Genomic DNA, 18,024 nt, shown 5'->3' on the forward strand with positions numbered 1-18,024 from the left:
CTCCTTGCCTTGTCGGCCCGGCTCCCGCGCGGTGACCGCTGCCATGAACCGGGTCGAATTAAGAGATAATATAACATCTCTATTTTTGTCAAGCAAAGGCGTAGGGAGATGGCGAGGCGAGAGAAATCGGAAGATGACTGCGCTTACCCCGGACATGATCGGGGATTCGGTATTCTGGCGGTGGCGTTGACCAAGGGATCCTTGATTTCGCACAAAGACACAAAGACACGAAGAGGCTGCGCGATCGCGAAGCGGCTCTATTCCCGATCGCCGCGGCATGGCGCGCCGTGGAGATGGAATGGAGCCTTTCGGCTCAAGGCGACATCTTCGTGTCTTTGTGTCTTCGTGCGAAAACCTGAAAAGAGCCCGCGCCTCAGACAGAAAGCCGCGCGACCGCCTGATCCTTGGCGATCAACGGCAGCAGTTCGGCCATATCGGGGCCATGATCGCGCCCGGTCAGCGCGCGGCGCAGCGGCAGGAAAAGCGCGCGGCCCTTCGCACCCGTTGCCGCCTTCACCGCATCGGTGAGCGCGTGCCACGGATCGGCGCTCCAGTCGAGCCCCGGCGCCGCGACCGCGGCAGCGGCGAGCACCGGCCGGTCGGCCGCCTCGGGCGCGGGCGGCGCGAAGGGGCCGTCGAACACCGCGACCCAGTCGGCGGCTTCGGCAACGGTCGCGAGATTGGGACGAATCGCGTTCCAGCGCGCTTCGCCGATCGCGATCGGAAGGCGCGGCGCGACCGCGGCATAATCGGTGTGGTGCAATATCTTCTGACCCAGCAGCGCCAGTTCGGCCTCGTCGAAGCGCGCCGGCGCGCGGCCGAAGCGCGCGAAGTCGATGCTTTCGATCAGCGGCGCGGGCGACGTCACCGGCTCGACCGGATCGCTCGTCCCCAGCCGCGCGAGCAGCGCGACAAGCGCGATCGGTTCGATCCCCTGCTCGCGCAAGCCTTCCATACCGAGCGAGCCGAGCCGCTTCGACAATTTGCCCTCGGTCCCAACGAGCAGCGCCTCGTGCGCAAAGGCCGGCGGTTCGGCGCCGAGCGCCGCGAACATCTGAACCTGCGCCGCGGTGTTCGACACATGATCCTCGCCGCGCACCACATGGGTGATCCCCATCGCGATGTCGTCGATCACGCTCGGCAGCAGATAGAGCCAGCTCCCGTCGGCACGGCGGACGACCGGGTCGGACAGCGTCTTCGGGTCGAAATGCTGGTCGCCGCGGATCAGGTCGGTCCACGCGATCGGCGCCGCATGATCGAGCTTGAAGCGCCAATGTGGCGCGACGCCCGCAGGCACCGTCGCATCGGCAGGCTTGCGCTCATAGACCGGCGGCAGCCCGCGCGAGAGCAGGATCTTGCGGCGGATATCGAGCTCCTCGGGCGTCTCGTAACAGGCATAGACGCGCCCCGCGGCCTTCAGCTTTTCAAACTCGGCCTCATAAAGCGCGAAGCGCTCAGACTGCCGCTCCTCGCCGTCGATATCGAGCCCCAGCCAAGCGAGGTCGGCGCGAATCCCGTCGACATATTCCTCCTTCGACCGTTCGATATCGGTATCGTCGATACGCAGCAGAAAGCGCCCGCCAGCCTTGCGCGCCCACAGCCAGTTGTGAAGCGCGGTGCGGACGTTGCCGACGTGGAGCATACCGGTCGGCGAAGGGGCGAAGCGGGTCGTGACGGTCATGCAGGCGCCTATAACCCGTTTCGCGCGCGACGCGAGTCCGGGCGCGCGCCTACCCCGTCCGGAAGCCGTGGGTGATCGGATAGCGCCGGTCACGGCCGAAATTGCGCGTCGATAATTTGACCCCCGGCGGCGCCTGGCGGCGCTTATACTCGGCGAGCATCAGCAGCCGCTCGATCCGCGCGACCGCGGCGCGGTCGAAACCATAGCGCGCCACGACATCGTCGACGCTCGCTTCCTCCTCGACGAGCATGTGGAGCATGCGGTCGAGGTCGACGTAAGGCGGCAGGCTGTCCTCGTCCTTCTGGTCGGGGCGCAGCTCGGCACTCGGCGGCTTGGTGACGATATTGGCGGGCATCACCGGCGTCGCCGGATTGCGCGACAGCCGCGGAACATGCGCGTTGCGCCATTCGGCGAGCGCGAATACCGTCGTCTTGTAGGCGTCCTTCAGCGGATTATAGCCCCCCGCCATGTCGCCATAGATGGTCGCATAGCCGACGCTCATCTCGCTCTTGTTGCCTGTCGTCAGCAGCATCGGCCCGAATTTGTTGGAAAGCGCCATCAACGTCACCCCGCGGATGCGCGACTGGACATTCTCCTCGGTCGTATCGACGTCCTTGTCGGCGAAGCTGTCAGCGAGCATCGCATCGAACGCCTCGACCGCGGGCGCGATCGCGATGGTGTCGAGCCGGCACCCGATCATGTCCGCGCAGCCCCGCGCATCATCGAGGCTTTCCTGGCTGGTGAAGCGGCTCGGCAGCATCACGCACCAGACCTTGTCCGGCCCCAGCGCGTCGGCGGCGATGGCGGCGCAGATCGCCGAATCGATCCCCCCCGACAGGCCGAGCACGACGCCGGGGAAGCGGTTGCGCTCGACATAGTCGCGCAGGGACAGGATCATCGCGCTGTAGATGTCGGCGGGATGCGCTTCCCATTCGGCGATCGCGCCCGGCTCGCACGTCCAGCCGCCTTCGCCCTTGGTCCAGCGCGTCGCGCGTTCCTCGCCTTCCCAGTCGGTCAGCCGGTGCGCGGCGCGCCCATCGGCATTGAGCACGAAGGAGCAGCCGTCGAACACCAGCTCGTCCTGCCCGCCGATGCGGTTCAGGAAGATCAGCGGCAGCCCCGTCTCGGCAACGCGCGCCGCGAACACCTGCGTCAGGCGGCGGTCGTCCTTGTCGATCTCATAGGGGCTGCCGTTGACCGAGATCAGCAGCTCCGCCCCCTGCGCGACGAGATGCCCGCAGACCGCCGGGAACCAGCCGTCCTCGCAGATCGGCAGCCCCAGCTTCACGCCGCGCCATTCGATCACATCGGGAAGCGGACCCGGAGCAAAGACGCGCTTTTCGTCGAAGGTGCCGTAATTGGGCAGCTCATGCTTGCGCCGCGTCGCGACGACGCGGCCCTCGTCGAGCAGCGCGACGATATTGTAGAGCCGCCCCTCGGCGTCGCGTTCGACCGACCCGACGAGCATCGCCGGACCGCCGTCGCCGGTCTCGGCCGCCAGCTCGGCGAGGACCGTTGCCGCACGCTCGGCGAGCGCGGGCTTGAGTACCAGATCCTCGGGCGGGTAGCCGATCAGTTGCAGTTCGGGATAGAGAATCAGGTCGGCGTCGCTGTGCCGCGCGCGAACGTCGCGCATCGCATCGGCATTGGCGGCAAGGTCGCCGACCGACTGGGTCATCTGCGACAGGACGATGGAGAGCGCGGTTGTCATGCCGGGGGTTTAGGCGCAACCGCCCTGTCCATTCAACCGAAGAGAAAGGGCATCGCTCTGCCCGCCATTACCCCCTTCCCCTATCGGCGCCCGCTGGCTAAGGGGCGCGCATCCCCACTCGCCGTGAAAGGGCCGCGCTCGCCATGAAACTCATCTCCGGCAACAGCAATCTGCCGTTGGCCCGCGCGATTGCGGATTATCTCGAGCTGCCGCTGACCGACACCAGCGTTCGCCGCTTTGCCGACGAAGAAGTCTTCGTCGAAATCCACGAAAATGTGCGCGGCCAGGATGTGTTCGTCGTCCAGCCGACCAATTTCCCGGCCAACGACAATCTGATGGAATTGCTGATTCTCACCGATGCGCTGCGCCGCGCCTCGGCGAAGCGGATCACCGCGGTCGTCCCCTATTTCGGCTATGCCCGCCAGGACCGCAAACCCGGCCCGCGCACGCCGATCTCGGCCAAGCTCGTCGCCAATCTGATCACCACCTCGGGCGCCGACCGCGTCCTCGCGATCGACCTCCACGCCGGGCAGATCCAGGGCTTCTTCGATATCCCGACCGACAATCTCTATGCCGCGCCGGTGATGAGCGCCGATATCCAGGCGCGCTTCGGCGGCAAGAATCTGATGGTCGTGTCGCCCGACGTCGGCGGCGTGGTGCGCGCCCGCGCGCTCGCCAAGCGGCTCGACAACGCGCCGCTCGCGATCGTCGACAAGCGCCGCGAGCGCGCCGGCGAATCGGAAGTGATGAACATCATCGGCGACGTCGCGGGCCGCTTCTGCATCCTCATCGACGATATCGTCGATTCGGCGGGCACGCTCTGCAACGCCGCCGCTGCGCTGAAGGCCGCGGGCGCCGAGGGCGTCGTCGCTTACTGCACCCACGGCGTCCTGTCGGGCGGCGCGGTCGCGCGCGTCGACGCGAGCGAGCTCACCGAACTCGTCATCACCGATTCGATCATGCCGACCGACGCGGTCAACGACAGCGGCAAGGTCCGCGCGCTCACCGTCGCCCCGCTGCTCGGCGAAGCGATCAAGCGCATCGCCGACGAATCGAGCGTGTCGTCGCTGTTCGACTGAGCCCATGACCCTCGAATCCGACATCGCCCTCGCCCATCGCCTCGCCGATGCGGCGGGCGCGGCGATCCGTCCCTTTTTCCGCGCCGCCTTTTCGCACGAGGCCAAGGCCGACGCCTCGCCGGTGACCGAGGCCGACCGCGCCGCCGAAGCCGCCATGCGACGCCTGCTCGATGCCGAAGCGCCGCGCGACGGCATCATCGGTGAGGAATATGGCGCCGAACGCCCCGACGCGGCGCGCCAATGGGTGCTCGACCCGATCGACGGCACCGTCAGCTTCATGGCCGGCCGCCCGATCTTCGGAACGCTGATCGCGCTGCTGCAGGACGGCTGGCCGCTGATCGGCATCATCGACCAGCCGATTTCGGGCGAGCGCTGGATCGGCGCGATGGGACAGCCGACCCTGTTCGGCGGCAAGCCTGCCGCGACCCGCTCCTGCCGCAACCTCGCCGACGCGGTGCTCGCGACCACCGGGCCCCAATATTTCAGCGATCACGATGGCGAGCATTTCATGGCGCTCGCCGCGCAGACCGCGCACAAGCGCATGGTCTTCGGCGGCGACTGCTATAATTACGGCCTGCTGGCGAGCGGGCATATCGACCTGGTCGTCGAGGCCGGACTGAAGCTCCACGATTTCGCGGCGCTGGTGCCGATCGTCGAGGGCGCGGGCGGGACGATGAGCGACTGGAACGGCGAGCCGCTGAACGCCGACAGCGACGGCCATGTCATCGCATTGGGCGATCCGGCGCGGCTGGAAGATGTTATCGAAGGGCTCGCCCGCCACCATTAGGGCCAGAGCCCAAGGAGTAGAGAGACATGGCGTTCGACGGAAGCTGCCATTGCGGCGCGGTGACCTATACGGTCGAGGGGGATATTCCCACGACGGCGATGAGCTGCAACTGCTCGCACTGCCGGCGCAAGGGCTTCCTGCTTTCCTTCGTGCCGATCGACCAGTTCCGGTTGACGGGCGGCAGCGACAAGCTCGCTTCCTACACGTTCAACAAGCATAATATCGACCATCAATTCTGCACCGATTGCGGTTGTCAGGGCTTTTCGGTCGGCACCGGCCCCGACGGCAAGAAGATGGCGGCGGTCAACCTGCGCTGCGTACCCGGGGCCGACCTCGATTCGCTGACGATCCAGAAGGTCGACGGCGCGAGCTTCTAGGCTGCTTCCCCGCTTGCAATTCGGCGCGAATCCGTCTAGGCGCGCGCCTTCGCACGATAGATTAGCGGACCTGCCTGGCGACAAGGGCTGCCAGGGCCGGTCGATATCGTCGCTTAAAAAGGAGACGAAAATGCCCAAGCTGAAGACCAAGAGCGGTGTGAAGAAGCGCTTCAAATTCACCGCCTCGGGCAAGGTGAAGCACGGCGTTGCCGGCAAGCGTCACCGCCTGATTTCGCACAATTCGAAATATATCCGCACCAACCGCGGCACCAGCGTGCTCAGCGATTCGGACACGGCTCACGTGCGCCTCTGGGCGCCCTACGGCCTGAAGTAAGGAGCGCTAGACCATGTCACGCATCAAACGCGGCACGACCACGCACGCCAAGCACAAGCGGATCCTGGATCAGGCGAAGGGCTATTATGGCCGTCGCAAGAACACGATTCGTATCGCCAAGCAGGCGGTCGAAAAGGCCGGTCAATACGCCTATCGCGACCGCAAGGTGAAGAAGCGGACCTTCCGCGCCCTCTGGATCCAGCGCATCAACGCCGCTGTCCGCGCCGAAGGCCTGACCTATTCGCAGTTCATGCACGGCGTGAAGCTGGCCGGAATCGAGCTGGACCGGAAGGTCATGGCCGACCTCGCGATGAACGAAGGCAGCGTTTTCACCGCGATCATCGCGCAGGCGAAGGCGGCGCTGCCCAAGGCAGCGTAAGGCTTTCGGCGGAATTGCTGAAACAAAAGGGCGGTCCTTCGGGGCCGCCCTTTTTCGTTGGGCTGCGATCCCCTGCGCCGGATGTCAGCTTTGGGGTGGGGCGCTGCCCCTCCCGATATTCGTCATCCCCGCGAAAGCGGGAACCCAGTGTGGGGTTAGCCGACGCACGCTCTGGGTCCCCGCTTTCGCGGGGATGACAAAGTTAGGAGATGCCGGGCGGGCGCTCCCGGTCGTTAGCCGACGCCCTGCGGTCCCCAAACAGGAACGGCGCGAAGGTTTCCCCTCGCGCCGTTCCGACAATGGCTCATTGGAAAACCATCGCCCCCCTCCCTCCGAACCGGATAGCCGTGGGTCGCAGAAAGCATACGGCCGGCGGAAGTGTCCCTATGGCGCGACATATGCCGTCGCGGGCGGGCGAAAAATTGTAAAAACCCGACAACCGCTTCGTCTGGACGGTTGTTTTTTTACGCACCGCTCCGCATGAGATGACGTCATGACCGTGGGAGAAACTGCCAGCGGGCCAATGGCCGGCGTGCGCGTCACGACGCGCTTCTTTCCCGTATCGGAGCCGCTTCGCCCCTATTGCAGCATCATCTACCTCACCGAGGTCGAGACGTCCCCCGGCGTGCGCGTCGAGGACTATCTGCATCCCGAATGGGCGAATCTGCGCTTCATCGATGGTGAACCGTCGCTTGCCGCGGTCGGCGGCGACACGCCGGTCTCCGCGCCGCGCTTCATCGTCACCGGCCCGACGAGCCAGGCGACCTATTTCGCCGCGGGCCGGATGCGCGCCTGGGGTATTGGAATCCTGCCCGCGGGCTGGGCCAAATTCTTCGCGCTCCCCGCCGAGGATCTCGCGGACCATTTCGTCGATGGCGCGCAGCATCCCGCATTCGCCGCGCACGCCCCGCTCGCGGACGAGCTTCGGCAGGCAAATGATGCGGAGAGCGCAGCGCGCCTGCTCGACGACCATTTCGCCCGTCTGCTCGCCGCCGCGCCGCCCGACGATCCCGACATCTTCGCCGCCCACGCCGCGCTCGTCGACGACGAGCTCACCAGCGTCGCCGAACTCGCCGAAAAGCTTGGCCTTTCCGAGCGGTCGGTCGAGCGATTGTCGCGGCGAGCCTTCGGTTTTCCGCCCAAGCTGCTGCTGCGCCGCCAGCGCTTCCTGCGCAGCCTCGCGCGCTTCATGCTTGACCCGTCGATGAGCTGGATCGAAACGCTAGACTATCATTATTATGATCAGGCGCAGTTCACGCGCGATTTCCAGCGCTTCATGGGGATGAGCCCGCGCGCCTATGCCGCGCGGCCGAAACCGATCCTCGGCGCCGCCGCGCTGGCGCGCGCCGCGGCGGCGGGCGAAGCGGTGCAGGGACTCCACAAACCCGGCGGATAGCGCGCGTTTCGTGCCGCCGGACTTGACCCGCGCGCCGCCTTCGGTGCAAGCGGCTGACAACCGACGCGCGGGGGACCGCCGTCCCCCGAACGACACAGAAACGAACAACGATGAGCGAGACAGAAGCCTTGAAAGCGAAGCTGCTGGGCGAGATTGAAGCCGCAAGCGATCTCGACGCGCTCGAGGCGCTGCGCGTCGCGGCGCTCGGCAAGGCGGGGAGTGTCACCGGGCTGCTCAAGACGCTCGGCGGCATGACCCCCGAGGAGCGGCAGGCCGAAGGACCGAAGATCCACGGCCTGCGCGAAGCCGTCACCGCCGCGATCGGCGCACGCAAGGCCGCGCTCGAAGGCGCCGCGCTCGACGCGAAGCTCGCGGACGAAACGCTCGATATGACGCTCCCCGCCGCCGCCGCACCCAAAGGCAGCGTCCACCCGGTGAGTCAGGTGATGGACGAGCTTGCCGAAATCTTCGCCGACATGGGCTTCGCGGTCGCGACCGGGCCGGAGATCGAGGACGACTGGCGCAATTTCACCGCGCTCAACATTCCCGAGACGCACCCCGCGCGCGCGATGCACGACACCTTCTATTTCCCCGACACCGATGCCGAGGGCCGCGCGATGCTGCTGCGCACCCACACATCGCCGGTGCAGATCCGCACGATGATGAGCCAGCAGCCGCCGATCCGCATCATCGCGCCGGGCCGCGTCTATCGCAGCGACAGCGACGCGACGCACACACCGATGTTCCATCAGGTCGAGGGCCTCGTCATCGATCGCGGCATCCATATGGGGCATCTCAAATGGACGCTCGAAACCTTCCTCAAGGCTTTCTTCGAGCGCGATGACATCGTGCTCCGCCTGCGCCCCTCCTATTTCCCCTTCACCGAGCCTTCGGCGGAGGTCGATGTCGGCTATGCCCATGAGAAGGGCCGGCGGATCGTCGGCGGCAACGGCGACGACGAGGGCCATGCGTGGATGGAGCTGCTCGGCAGCGGCATGGTGGGCCGCCGCGTCATCGCGAACTGCGGGCTCGACCCCGACGAATGGCAGGGCTTCGCCTTCGGCATCGGCATCGACCGGCTCGCAATGCTCAAATATGGCATGGATGACCTCCGCGCCTTCTTCGACGGCGACCTGCGCTGGCTGGCGCATTACGGGTTCGGCGCGCTGTCGGTGCCCACATTGAGCGGGGGGATTTCGGCATGAAGATCACCCTCGACTGGTTGAAAGACCATCTGGACGGCGATTTCACCACCGCCGATGTCGTCGCTACCCTGAACCGTATCGGCCACGAAGTTGAAGGCGTCGAGAATCCGGCCGAGAAGCTCGCGGGGTTCCGTGTCGCGAAGGTGCTGACCGCATCGAAGCACCCGCAGGCCGACAAGCTGCAGGTGCTGACCGTCGACAGCGGTGACGGCGAACCGCTGACCGTCGTCTGCGGCGCGCCCAACGCCCGCGCGGGGCTGGTCGGCGTGCTCGGGCTGCCCGGCGCAGTCGTGCCCGCGAACGGCATGGAGCTGAAAGTCGCCGCCGTCCGCGGCGTCGAATCGAACGGCATGATGTGCTCGACGCGCGAGCTCGAACTCGGCGACGATCATGACGGCATCATCGAATTGCCATCCGACGCCCCGATCGGCACCCCCTTCGCCGACTACAGCGGCGCGGGCGATCCGGTGATCGATATTTCGATCACGCCGAACCGGCAGGACTGCATGGGCGTGCGCGGGATCGCGCGCGACCTCGCCGCCGCCGGGCTCGGCACGCTGAAGCCGCTCGACGTCCCGACGATAGCCGGCGAAGGCGCGCCCGCGACCGAAATCCGGACCGACGATCCCGAAGCCTGCCCCGCCTTCTTCGGCCGCACGATCGCCGGCGTGACCAACGGTCAGGCCCCCGAATGGATGCGCCGCCGCCTCGAAGCGGTCGGCCAGCGATCGATCTCCGCCCTCGTCGACATCAGCAATTATGTGATGTTCGACCTCGGCCGCCCGAGCCACATCTATGATCGCGCCAAGCTGAGCGGCGCACTCGTCGCCCGGCGCGCAGAGGCCGGCGAGACGGTGACCGCGCTCAACGGCAAGGATTATACGCTCACCGACACGATGACGGTGATCGCCGACGCGCGTGAGGTCCACGACATCGCGGGCATCATGGGCGGCGAGCATAGCGGGTGCAGCGAGACGACGAACGATGTCCTGATCGAGATCGCTTACTTCACCCCCGAACGGATCGCGCTGACCGGTCAGGCGCTCGGCCTGACCAGCGACGCGCGCAGCCGCTTCGAGCGCGGGGTCGATCCGGCGTTCCTCGACGACGCGACCGCGATCGTCACCGGCCATATCCTCGCCATCTGCGGCGGCACGCCGTCGGCGGTGACCCGCGCGGGCACCCCGCCCGCCGAGGTGCACCATGTCGATTACGACCCGGCGCTGTCGGCGACGCTCGGCGGCATCGCGATTCCGGCCGAGCGGCAGAAGGACATATTGATCGCGCTCGGTTTCGGCGTCATCGAGCAGGCCCGGCACTGGCAGGTCGCGGTGCCGAGCTGGCGCCGCGACGTCGACGGCGCCCCCGATCTGGTCGAGGAAGTCACCCGGATCACCGGTTTCGACGCGATCGAATCGGTGCCGCTGCCGCGCGCAGACGGCGTTGCCCGGCCGACCGCAACCGCCGAGCAGATGCTCGAACGCCGGGTGCGCCGCGCCGCCGCCGCCGCGGGCTTCCACGAAGCAGTGACCTGGTCCTTCATCAGCGAGCGCGAGGCAGCGCCCTTCGGCGGCGGCGCGTGGAACCTCGCCAACCCGATCAGCGAAGACCTCAAAGTCATGCGCCCATCGCTGCTCGCCGGCCTGCTCGCCGCGGCGCAGCGCAATCAGGATCGCGGCGCGACAAGCATCCGCCTGTTCGAGATCGGCCGACGCTATCTGCGCGAGGCCGAGCATCCGACGCTCGGCGTCCTGATGGCGGGCGACAAGGCCGCGCGTGGCTGGCAGACCGGGAAGGCCGCGCCCTTCGACGCCTTCGACGCGAAGGCGGCGGCGCTGGCGCTGCTCGACGCCGCAGGCGCGCCCGCCGAGCGGCTGCAGGTGATGGAGGCCATCGCCGAACCCGGCCTCTGGCATCCCGGCCAGTCGGCAACGTTGCGGCTCGGCCCCAAGGCAGTGCTCGCCGAGTATGGCGCGCTGCATCCGGCGCTGACGAAGCATTTCGACGTCGACGGCCCGGTGATGGCAGTGCAGATCTTTCTTGATGCGATCCCGGCGAAGCGCGCGAGCGGCCCGGCGCGCGCTGCTTATGCTCCGCCCGCGCTGCAATCGGTGCGCCGCGACTTCGCCTTCCTCGCGCCCGAGGGGCTGGCGGCCGCCGATCTGGTCCGCGCGATCCGCGGCGCCGACAAGGCGGCGATCGTCGATGCCCGGCTGTTCGACCGCTTCGCCGGCCAGGGCGTCCCCGAGGGACAGGTGAGCCTGGCAATCGAGATCGAGCTGCAACCGCAGGATAAGAGCTTCACCGACGCCGAACTGAAAGCGGTCGCCGACAAGGTGGTTGCCGCGGCGGCGAAGCTGGGAGCAATGCTCAGGGGCTGAGTCTCCGCAGGCGCGGGGGCGAATGGGAGAGGAAAGCATGGACACCCGCCACCTCGTCGACCGCGACATCGCGCCGCTGATCGATCTTTTCCCGCGCGCCGATCTCGACGCGGCGCCGATCGCCGATATTCGCGCCCGGGCGGCCGAAGCCTATGCGATCCTGCCGCCGCCGGTGATCGCGCCCGAAACGGTGACGATCCCGTCGATCCACGGCGGGCCCGACATAGGGGTCTTTCTCTATCGTCCGGCGGAGACCCGGCCGGGCAGCGGCGCGATCCTGCATATCCATGGCGGCGGGATGGTAATGGGGTCCGTGACGCTGATGCAGGCCGGGCCGGCGGCGCTGGCCGCGGCCGCCGGTGTGCCGGTCGCCTCGGTCGAATATCGCCTCGCCCCCGAACACCCCTTTCCCGCGCCGCAGGAGGATTGCCATTCGGCGCTGGCGTGGCTCGCGGAGCAGGCCGATGCGCTCGGCTTCGACGCGCGGCGGATCGTCGTCGCGGGCGAAAGCGCGGCGGCGGGCTGGCGGCGGCGCTTGCGATCATGGCCCGCGACCTCGGCGGGCCGGGAATCGCGGGGCAGCTTCTCACTTACCCGATGCTCGACCATCGTACCGGCGGCGACGCCTGTCCCTGGCGCAACCCGACCACCGGCGAATTCATCTGGACGCGCGCGAGCAACCGCTTCGGCTGGCGCGCGCTGCAGGGCGATTACCGGATCGACGATGCGCGCCGCGGCTGGTTCTCGCCGAGCCTCGCCGACGATCTGTCGAACCTGCCGCCCGCCTATATCGCGACCGGCAGCCTCGATCTCTTCTTCGACGAGAATCTCGACTATGCGCGGCGGCTCACCGCGGCAGGGGTGCCGGTCGAGCTGCACAGCTATGCCGGGGCGATCCACGCCTTCAACGCGATTCCCGATGCGCCGCTGTCGCAGCGCTTCACCGCCGGCCTGCTCGCCGCCGCCGCCGCGATGACCGGCGCATGAGCGGCGCACCAAGGGAGCGGCTCGCGACCTGCCATTGCGGCCGGCTCCAGCTCCGCTGCACCGGCGAACCCGCGAAAGTCTCGCTCTGCCATTGCCTCGACTGCCAGCGGCGGACCGGCTCGCTGTTCAGCGTCGCGGTCTTCTTTCCGCGCGCCGAGGTCGCACTCGTTGCAGGGAGCGCAAAGAGGTTCCGGCGGGCGTCGGCGAGCGGTTTCGACGTCACCTTCCACTTCTGCCCCGAATGCGGATCGTCCTTGTGGTGGGAACCGGACCGGCTTCCCGACCGGATCGGCGTCGCCGTCGGCGCCTTTGCCGATCCCGATTTTCCGATGCCCGAGCAGGCCGTGTGGGCGCAGGACCAGCACGCGTGGCTGACGCTGCCGGAGAATATCGCCGCGCATGAGCGAAATCCGGTAAAGGCGGGCACAAGCTGACCCCCTCTTTGGGCAACGTCGGCATTCCGCCCCAAAGCGGTCCGGCCGACGCCGCTCGCGCCTCTGCGCCGGCGATATGGCTTTGAAAAAACGCCGTCCTATATCTCCGACAAGAACGGAGAATCAGGCATGATCAGCCAAGGCCATTATCAGCTCTTCGGAACGGCGACCGGGGTCGCGGCGATCGGCTGGAAGGGCGCCGGCATAGCGAGCTTTCGTCTGCCCGCGCCGACCGCACCCGAGACCGAACGCGCCATTTTGCGCCATCTTCCCGGCGCGAGGCGAGCGGAGCCGCCGGCCGGGATAGCGGCGGTCATCAACGCCGCGATCCGCTATTTCGAAGGCGAGCGGGTCGAATTTTTCGAAGCGCCGGTCGAACTCGGCGAATCGCCGCCCTTCTTCGCGCGGGTCTATGCCCATGTACGGGGGCTCGGCTGGGGCCAGACGACGACGTATGGCGCGGTTGCCCGCGCACTCGATGCAGGCCCCGAACATGCCCGCGCGGTCGGGCAGGCGATGGCAACGAATCCCGTGCCGCTGATCATCCCCTGCCACCGGGTCATGGCTGCGGGCGGAGGGATCGGAGGGTTCTCCGCACCGGGCGGTGCGCTATCCAAGGCGCGGATGCTCGAACTCGAGGGCGTGCCGGTCGCGCCGGTGCAGCACGGATTCGATTTCTAGAGCGTTTTCAAGTCAGGTGGCACCAGCTGACGACTCGGAAAACACGGTAAAACAAGAATCTAGCGTGCCGGTTTTGATTCCATCAAAACCGAACGCACTCTAGGCCGCGACCGCCTCTTCGCTGCGGCTTGCCGCGGCTTCGAGCAGGCGCTTTTCGAGGCTCTTCACCCGCGCCGCGGCGTCGATCTTGTCGCCGATCAGGTCGGTCACATAGAAAGTGTCGACCGCGCGCTCGCCATAGGTGGCGACATGCGCGCTGTGCACCGTCACCTTCGACTGGAACAGCGCATAGGCGAGCTGGTTGAGCAGCGCCGGGCGATCCTGCGCATTGACCTCGATCACCGTGAAGCGGTTCGACGCCTTATTGTCGATGAACACGTTCGGCGCGATGCGGAACGCCTCGGCGCGGGTGCGCGGCAGCGCACGCGCTTCGAGCTTGGGCAGCAGTTTCTGGCGGTTGGCGAGCGCATCCTCGATCGCGCGGGTCAGGCGGTCGATCTGCCCCGCCTCGGCGAAGGGCCGGCCGAGCGGATCCTGGACGAGGAAATTGTCGAGCGCCATGCCATCACGCGTCGTGTGAATGCGCGCGTCGATGATGTTGCCGCCGGCAAGATGGATGCCCCCCGCCATACGGTAGAAGAGTCCCGGATGGTCGGCGGCGAGCACCATCACCAATGTCGCGCCGCGATCCTCGTCGGGCACCGCGGCGATATGGAGCGGGGCGTCGCCCGCGGCCTCGATGTGGCGGAGGTTGGCGGCAATCACCTCGATCGGCTCGGCGATCCAATAGCTTTCGGGAAGCCGCTTGATCAGCGCTGCGAACCGCTTTTCCCCGATGCCGAGCAGCTCCGCCACCGCGTCCTTCTTGCTCGCGATCCGCGCCTCGCGCCCGCGCTGCTTGTGGCCGAGGCGCAGCACCTCCTCGGCAGCGTCGAACAATTCGCTGAGCAATTGGCGCTTCCAGCTGTTCCACACCCCCGGCCCGACCGCGCGGATATCGACGACGGTGAGGACGAGGAGCAGGCGCAGCCGCTCGGGGCTCTGGACGATCTGCGCGAAGTCGAGGATCGTCTTGAAGTCGGCAAGGTCGCGCTTGAAGGCGGTCGCCGACATCAGCAGATGATGGCGGACGAGCCACGACACCGTCTCGGTCTCGGCTTCGCTGAGTCCCAGTCGCGGGCAGACGCGCAGCGCGAGTTCGGCGCCGAGCACGCTATGGTCGCCGCCGCGCCCCTTGGCGATGTCGTGCAGCAGCACCGCGACATAGATCACCCGCCGCGAATGAAGCTGGTGCATGATCATCGTCGACAGCGGGTGATCGTCCTTCAGCCGGTCCTGCTCGATGTCGGACAGGAGGCCGATCGCGCGGATCGTATGCTCGTCGACGGTATAATGATGATACATGTCGAACTGCATCTGCGCGACGACGCGGCCGAAATCGGGAACGAAGCGGCCGAACACCCCCGCCTCGTTCATCCAGCGCAGCACCGTTTCGGGGTCGCGCGGGCTGGTCAGCACGTCGAGGAACAATTCGTTCGCGCGGGGTTTGCGGCGCACGCCCTGCGTTTCGATCAGCTTGGCGTCGTGACGCGCCTGACGCATCGCCTGCGGGTGGATCTCCAGCCCATGCTTGTCGGCGAGCGCGAAAATCTCGATCAGCCGCACCGGGTCGGCCGCGAAAAAATCGTCCGACGGCAGCGCGAGCCGGCCGCGGTCGAGAACGAAGCCGTGGAGCTTGCCTGGCCGCCGCCGCAGCGTCGGCAGAAAGCGCCGCCCGCGTGCCGCAAGCTGCTCGTCGAGATGCGCGAGGAAGGTGCCGGTCAGGTCGCCGACGCTTTTCGCGTGGAGGAAATAGAGCTGCATGAAGCGCTCGACCGCGCTCTTGCCCGGCCGCTCGGCGAAGTGCATCCGCTGCGCGATCTCGCGCTGGAAATCGAAGGTCAGCCGGTCCTCGGCGCGCCCCGCGAGTATATGGAGATGACAGCGCACCGCGAGCAGGAAATTTTCGGCGCGCTCGAACTGGCGGAGCTCGCGTTCGGTGAGCAGCCCGGCATCGACGAGTTCGGGGACGGTGCGGACGCGGTGGATGAACTTGCCGATCCAGAACAGGGTGTGGAGGTCGCGCAGTCCCCCCTTCCCTTCCTTCACATTGGGTTCGACGACATAACGCGAATCGCCCATGCGCTTGTGCCGCTCGTCGCGCTCGGCGAGCTTGTCGGCGACGAAAGCGCGCGCATTGCCCGCAACCACCTCGGCATCGAAGCGCGCCGCCGCCTGGTCGTAGAGGTCGCGGTCGCCCCAGATGAAGCGCGCCTCGAGCAGCGCGGTGCGGATCGTCAGATCCTCCTTCGCGGCGCGGATCATCTCGTCGATCGAGCGCGAGCTGTGCCCGACCTTCAGCCCCAAATCCCACAGCGTATAGAGCTGCGCCTCGATCACCTGCTCGGTCCAGCTCGTCTGCTTGAACGGGGTGACGAAGCCAATGTCGATGTCGCTGAACGGCGCCATCTCGCCGCGCCCGTAGCCGCCGACCGCGATCAGCGTGATCCGTTCGCCCGCCGAGCGATTGCTGGCGGGATAGAGGCGGTCGACCGTGAAATCGTGGCTCAGCCGGACGATCTGGTCGATCAGGAAAGCGGTCGCGTTCGCCGCGACACGCCCCGACGAGGGATGGTCGAGCAACCGGCGGTCGATCTCGGCACGCCCGGTTTCGAGCGCCTCCTTGAGCAGCGCGACCATCGCGCGGCGACGCGCACCCGAATCGCTCGTTTCGTCGGCGATGGTGTCGAGCCGATCGGACAGCGCGCGGCGATCGATGATCGCGCGGCGGTCCTCCAGCGCGCCGAAGAGGTCGCTCATGTCTCGCCCGCCAATATCTGCTTGAGCCGATAGAGCGCATCGAGCGCCTCGCGCGGCGCGAGCGCGTCGGGGTCGATGGCCGCGAGCGCCTCGCGCAGCGCGTCCGCCGCGACGGCGGGCGCCTCGGCGAGAGTCGCGGCGAAGAGCGGCAGATCGTCGAGTCCCGCGGCGAGCCCGCCGGTCTTCTCGCGCCCCGCTTCCAATTTCGCGAGCACCGCCTCGGCGCGCTTGACGACAGCCGCGGGCACTCCGGCGAGGCGCGCGACCGCAAGGCCGTAGCTGCGATCGGCGGGCCCTTCGGCGACTTCGTGGAGCAGCACCAGATCGCCCTGCCATTCGCGCGCACGGACATGGTGGAGCGACAGCGCGTTGAGCGTTTCGGCGAGGCGCGTGAGCTCGTGATAGTGCGTCGCGAACAGGCAGCGGCACTTATTGACCTCGTGCACCGCCTCGACCACCGACCAGGCGAGTGCGAGCCCGTCGTAGGTCGAGGTGCCGCGCCCGACCTCGTCGAGGATGACGAAACTGTCGGGCGTCGCCTGCGCGAGGATCGCTGCGGTTTCGACCATCTCGACCATGAAGGTCGACCGCCCGCGCGCGAGATTGTCGCTCGCGCCGACGCGGCTGAACAGCCGGTCGACGAGCCCGAGCTTCGCGGCCGCCGCGGGCACGAAGCCGCCTGCCTGCGCGAGCACGACGATCAGCGCGTTCTGGCGGAGGAAGGTCGATTTACCGCCCATGTTGGGGCCGGTGACGAGCCAGAGCCGGTCGCTCTCCGAGAGCGAGACGTCGTTGGGGACGAAGCGTTCGCCCGATTTCGCCAGCGCCGCCTCGACCACCGGATGCCGCCCGCCGGTCACGTCGAGGCACGGCGCGTCGGCAAGATCGGGGCGGCACCAATTGTGACTCATCGCATGATCGGCGAGCGCCGCGGCGACGTCGATGCGCGCCAGCACGTCGCAGCTCGCCGCGATCGCCTCGCGCCGCGCCACCGCGGCGTCGGTTAGCGCTTCGAGATGCGCGGCCTCGGCGGCGATCGCGTGAACGCCCGCCTGCGTGACGCGGCTCGCAGCCTCATGGAGGTCGGACGAGTTGAAGCGGACGACACCCGCAAGCGTCTGGCGGTGGGTAAAGCCCGAATCGGGCGCCATCAGCACGTCTGCGTGCTTCGCGGGTACCTCGACATGATAGCCGAGCACGCCATTGTGGCGGATCTTCAAGGACGCGATGCCGGTGCGGTCGCGATAGCCTGCCTCAAGCACCGCGATCGCCTTGCGTCCGTCGCGCGCGGTCTCGCGCAGCGCGTCGAGCGCGGCGTCATAGCCCTCGGCGATATAGCCGCCGTCACTAGCGTCGAGCGGGGGAGATGGAACCAGCGCCTGCATCAGCAGCTCGACCAGTTCGCCATGGTCGATGAGCTTGGGCAGGAGGGCCGTCAGGAGGCTTGGCGGTTCAAGCACTGACAGGAGGCGATCGCGCAGGGCATAGCCCTCGCTGAGGCCATCGCGCAGCAAAGCGAGGTCGCGCGGTCCGCCGCGCCCTGCGGCGAGCCGGCCGATAGCACGGCCAATATCGGGAAGCTGGCGCAGTCGGGTGCGGACCCGGTCGCGAAGCGCGCCATCGCCTGTGAACAGCGTCACGAGGTCGAGGCGAGCCTCGATCGTCGGCTTGTCGCCCAGCGGGGCGGAGATGTCCGACGCCAGCAGGCGTGCGCCGCCGCCGGTGACGGTGCG

Annotated in this window: 14 protein-coding genes and 1 pseudogene; 11 read left to right on the forward strand and 4 right to left on the reverse strand. The window is 67.5% G+C overall.

The window, feature by feature from the left end:
* Positions 1–373 precede the first annotated feature (373 nt).
* Both VHO04_RS10690 and VHO04_RS10695 read right to left on the reverse strand, forming a co-directional pair.
* A complete protein-coding gene (locus VHO04_RS10690) occupies positions 374–1,681 on the reverse strand; it encodes a glutamate--tRNA ligase (RefSeq protein ID WP_329628315.1) in 1,308 nt (435 codons plus the stop codon).
* 49 nt (positions 1,682–1,730) lie between these two features.
* On the reverse strand, positions 1,731–3,392 hold the full coding sequence (locus tag VHO04_RS10695) for an NAD+ synthase (protein WP_329628316.1): 1,662 nt from the start codon (positions 3,390–3,392) through the stop codon (positions 1,731–1,733).
* Positions 3,393–3,535: 143 nt separating this feature from the next.
* Here VHO04_RS10695 and VHO04_RS10700 point away from each other — a divergent pair, with 143 nt between their 5' ends.
* From VHO04_RS10700 to VHO04_RS10750, 11 genes and pseudogenes are all read left to right on the forward strand, one after another.
* The gene (locus VHO04_RS10700; protein ID WP_257546038.1) at positions 3,536–4,471 is read left to right on the forward strand and encodes a ribose-phosphate pyrophosphokinase; all 936 of its coding nucleotides are present in this window, start codon (positions 3,536–3,538) and stop codon (positions 4,469–4,471) included.
* A 4-nt stretch (positions 4,472–4,475) separates the two neighbouring features.
* Complete coding sequence (gene hisN / locus VHO04_RS10705; RefSeq protein WP_329628317.1) at positions 4,476–5,258, forward strand: histidinol-phosphatase; 783 nt, start codon at positions 4,476–4,478, stop codon at positions 5,256–5,258.
* Between the two features lie 26 nt (positions 5,259–5,284).
* Positions 5,285–5,635 (forward strand): GFA family protein, encoded by a 351-nt coding sequence (locus VHO04_RS10710; RefSeq protein ID WP_329628318.1) that lies wholly within the window; start codon positions 5,285–5,287, stop codon positions 5,633–5,635.
* A gap of 130 nt (positions 5,636–5,765) precedes the next feature.
* Positions 5,766–5,969 carry a 50S ribosomal protein L35 gene (gene rpmI / locus VHO04_RS10715; RefSeq protein WP_257546045.1) on the forward strand — a complete coding sequence of 68 codons (204 nt, stop codon included), beginning with the start codon at positions 5,766–5,768 and terminating at the stop codon, positions 5,967–5,969.
* Between the two features lie 13 nt (positions 5,970–5,982).
* Positions 5,983–6,348, forward strand: a complete 366-nt coding sequence (gene rplT / locus VHO04_RS10720) for a 50S ribosomal protein L20 (protein WP_329628319.1) — start codon at positions 5,983–5,985, stop codon at positions 6,346–6,348.
* Positions 6,349–6,871: 523 nt separating this feature from the next.
* Complete coding sequence (locus tag VHO04_RS10725; protein WP_329628320.1) at positions 6,872–7,744, forward strand: helix-turn-helix domain-containing protein; 873 nt, start codon at positions 6,872–6,874, stop codon at positions 7,742–7,744.
* A 110-nt stretch (positions 7,745–7,854) separates the two neighbouring features.
* Positions 7,855–8,949, forward strand: a complete 1,095-nt coding sequence (pheS, locus tag VHO04_RS10730; protein ID WP_329628321.1) for a phenylalanine--tRNA ligase subunit alpha — start codon at positions 7,855–7,857, stop codon at positions 8,947–8,949.
* The gene (pheT, locus tag VHO04_RS10735; protein ID WP_329628322.1) at positions 8,946–11,330 is read left to right on the forward strand and encodes a phenylalanine--tRNA ligase subunit beta; all 2,385 of its coding nucleotides are present in this window, start codon (positions 8,946–8,948) and stop codon (positions 11,328–11,330) included. The genes pheS and pheT overlap by 4 nt, the downstream gene beginning before the upstream one ends.
* Positions 11,331–11,367: 37 nt before the next feature.
* Positions 11,368–12,317 (forward strand): annotated as a pseudogene (locus VHO04_RS10740) (alpha/beta hydrolase).
* The gene (locus VHO04_RS10745) at positions 12,314–12,751 is read left to right on the forward strand and encodes a GFA family protein (protein ID WP_329628323.1); all 438 of its coding nucleotides are present in this window, start codon (positions 12,314–12,316) and stop codon (positions 12,749–12,751) included. The pseudogene VHO04_RS10740 and the gene VHO04_RS10745 overlap by 4 nt, the downstream one beginning before the upstream one ends.
* A gap of 129 nt (positions 12,752–12,880) precedes the next feature.
* Complete coding sequence (locus VHO04_RS10750) at positions 12,881–13,432, forward strand: MGMT family protein (protein WP_329628324.1); 552 nt, start codon at positions 12,881–12,883, stop codon at positions 13,430–13,432.
* Between the two features lie 99 nt (positions 13,433–13,531).
* Here the strand turns inward: VHO04_RS10750 and VHO04_RS10755 are convergent, their stop codons facing one another.
* Positions 13,532–16,291 (reverse strand): [protein-PII] uridylyltransferase, encoded by a 2,760-nt coding sequence (locus tag VHO04_RS10755; protein WP_329628325.1) that lies wholly within the window; start codon positions 16,289–16,291, stop codon positions 13,532–13,534.
* A partial coding sequence (mutS, locus tag VHO04_RS10760; RefSeq protein ID WP_329628326.1) for a DNA mismatch repair protein MutS occupies positions 16,288–18,024 on the reverse strand: 1,737 nt, incomplete at its 5' end. The genes VHO04_RS10755 and mutS, both read right to left, overlap by 4 nt.

The sequence above is a fragment of the Sphingopyxis sp. genome, from assembly GCF_036261875.1.
Taxonomy (GTDB): Bacteria; Pseudomonadota; Alphaproteobacteria; order Sphingomonadales; family Sphingomonadaceae; genus Sphingopyxis.

Coding starts and splice junctions, on each gene's coding strand:
- VHO04_RS10750 (WP_329628324.1), top strand. CDS start 12,881: ATGATCAGCCAAGGCCATTATCAGCTCTTCGGAACGGCGACCGGGGTC.
- VHO04_RS10725 (WP_329628320.1), top strand. CDS start 6,872: ATGGCCGGCGTGCGCGTCACGACGCGCTTCTTTCCCGTATCGGAGCCG.
- hisN (WP_329628317.1), top strand. CDS start 4,476: ATGACCCTCGAATCCGACATCGCCCTCGCCCATCGCCTCGCCGATGCG.
- rpmI (WP_257546045.1), top strand. CDS start 5,766: ATGCCCAAGCTGAAGACCAAGAGCGGTGTGAAGAAGCGCTTCAAATTC.
- VHO04_RS10710 (WP_329628318.1), top strand. CDS start 5,285: ATGGCGTTCGACGGAAGCTGCCATTGCGGCGCGGTGACCTATACGGTC.
- pheS (WP_329628321.1), top strand. CDS start 7,855: ATGAGCGAGACAGAAGCCTTGAAAGCGAAGCTGCTGGGCGAGATTGAA.
- pheT (WP_329628322.1), top strand. CDS start 8,946: ATGAAGATCACCCTCGACTGGTTGAAAGACCATCTGGACGGCGATTTC.
- VHO04_RS10755 (WP_329628325.1), bottom strand. CDS start 16,291: ATGAGCGACCTCTTCGGCGCGCTGGAGGACCGCCGCGCGATCATCGAT.
- VHO04_RS10700 (WP_257546038.1), top strand. CDS start 3,536: ATGAAACTCATCTCCGGCAACAGCAATCTGCCGTTGGCCCGCGCGATT.
- VHO04_RS10745 (WP_329628323.1), top strand. CDS start 12,314: ATGAGCGGCGCACCAAGGGAGCGGCTCGCGACCTGCCATTGCGGCCGG.
- rplT (WP_329628319.1), top strand. CDS start 5,983: ATGTCACGCATCAAACGCGGCACGACCACGCACGCCAAGCACAAGCGG.
- VHO04_RS10695 (WP_329628316.1), bottom strand. CDS start 3,392: ATGACAACCGCGCTCTCCATCGTCCTGTCGCAGATGACCCAGTCGGTC.
- VHO04_RS10690 (WP_329628315.1), bottom strand. CDS start 1,681: ATGACCGTCACGACCCGCTTCGCCCCTTCGCCGACCGGTATGCTCCAC.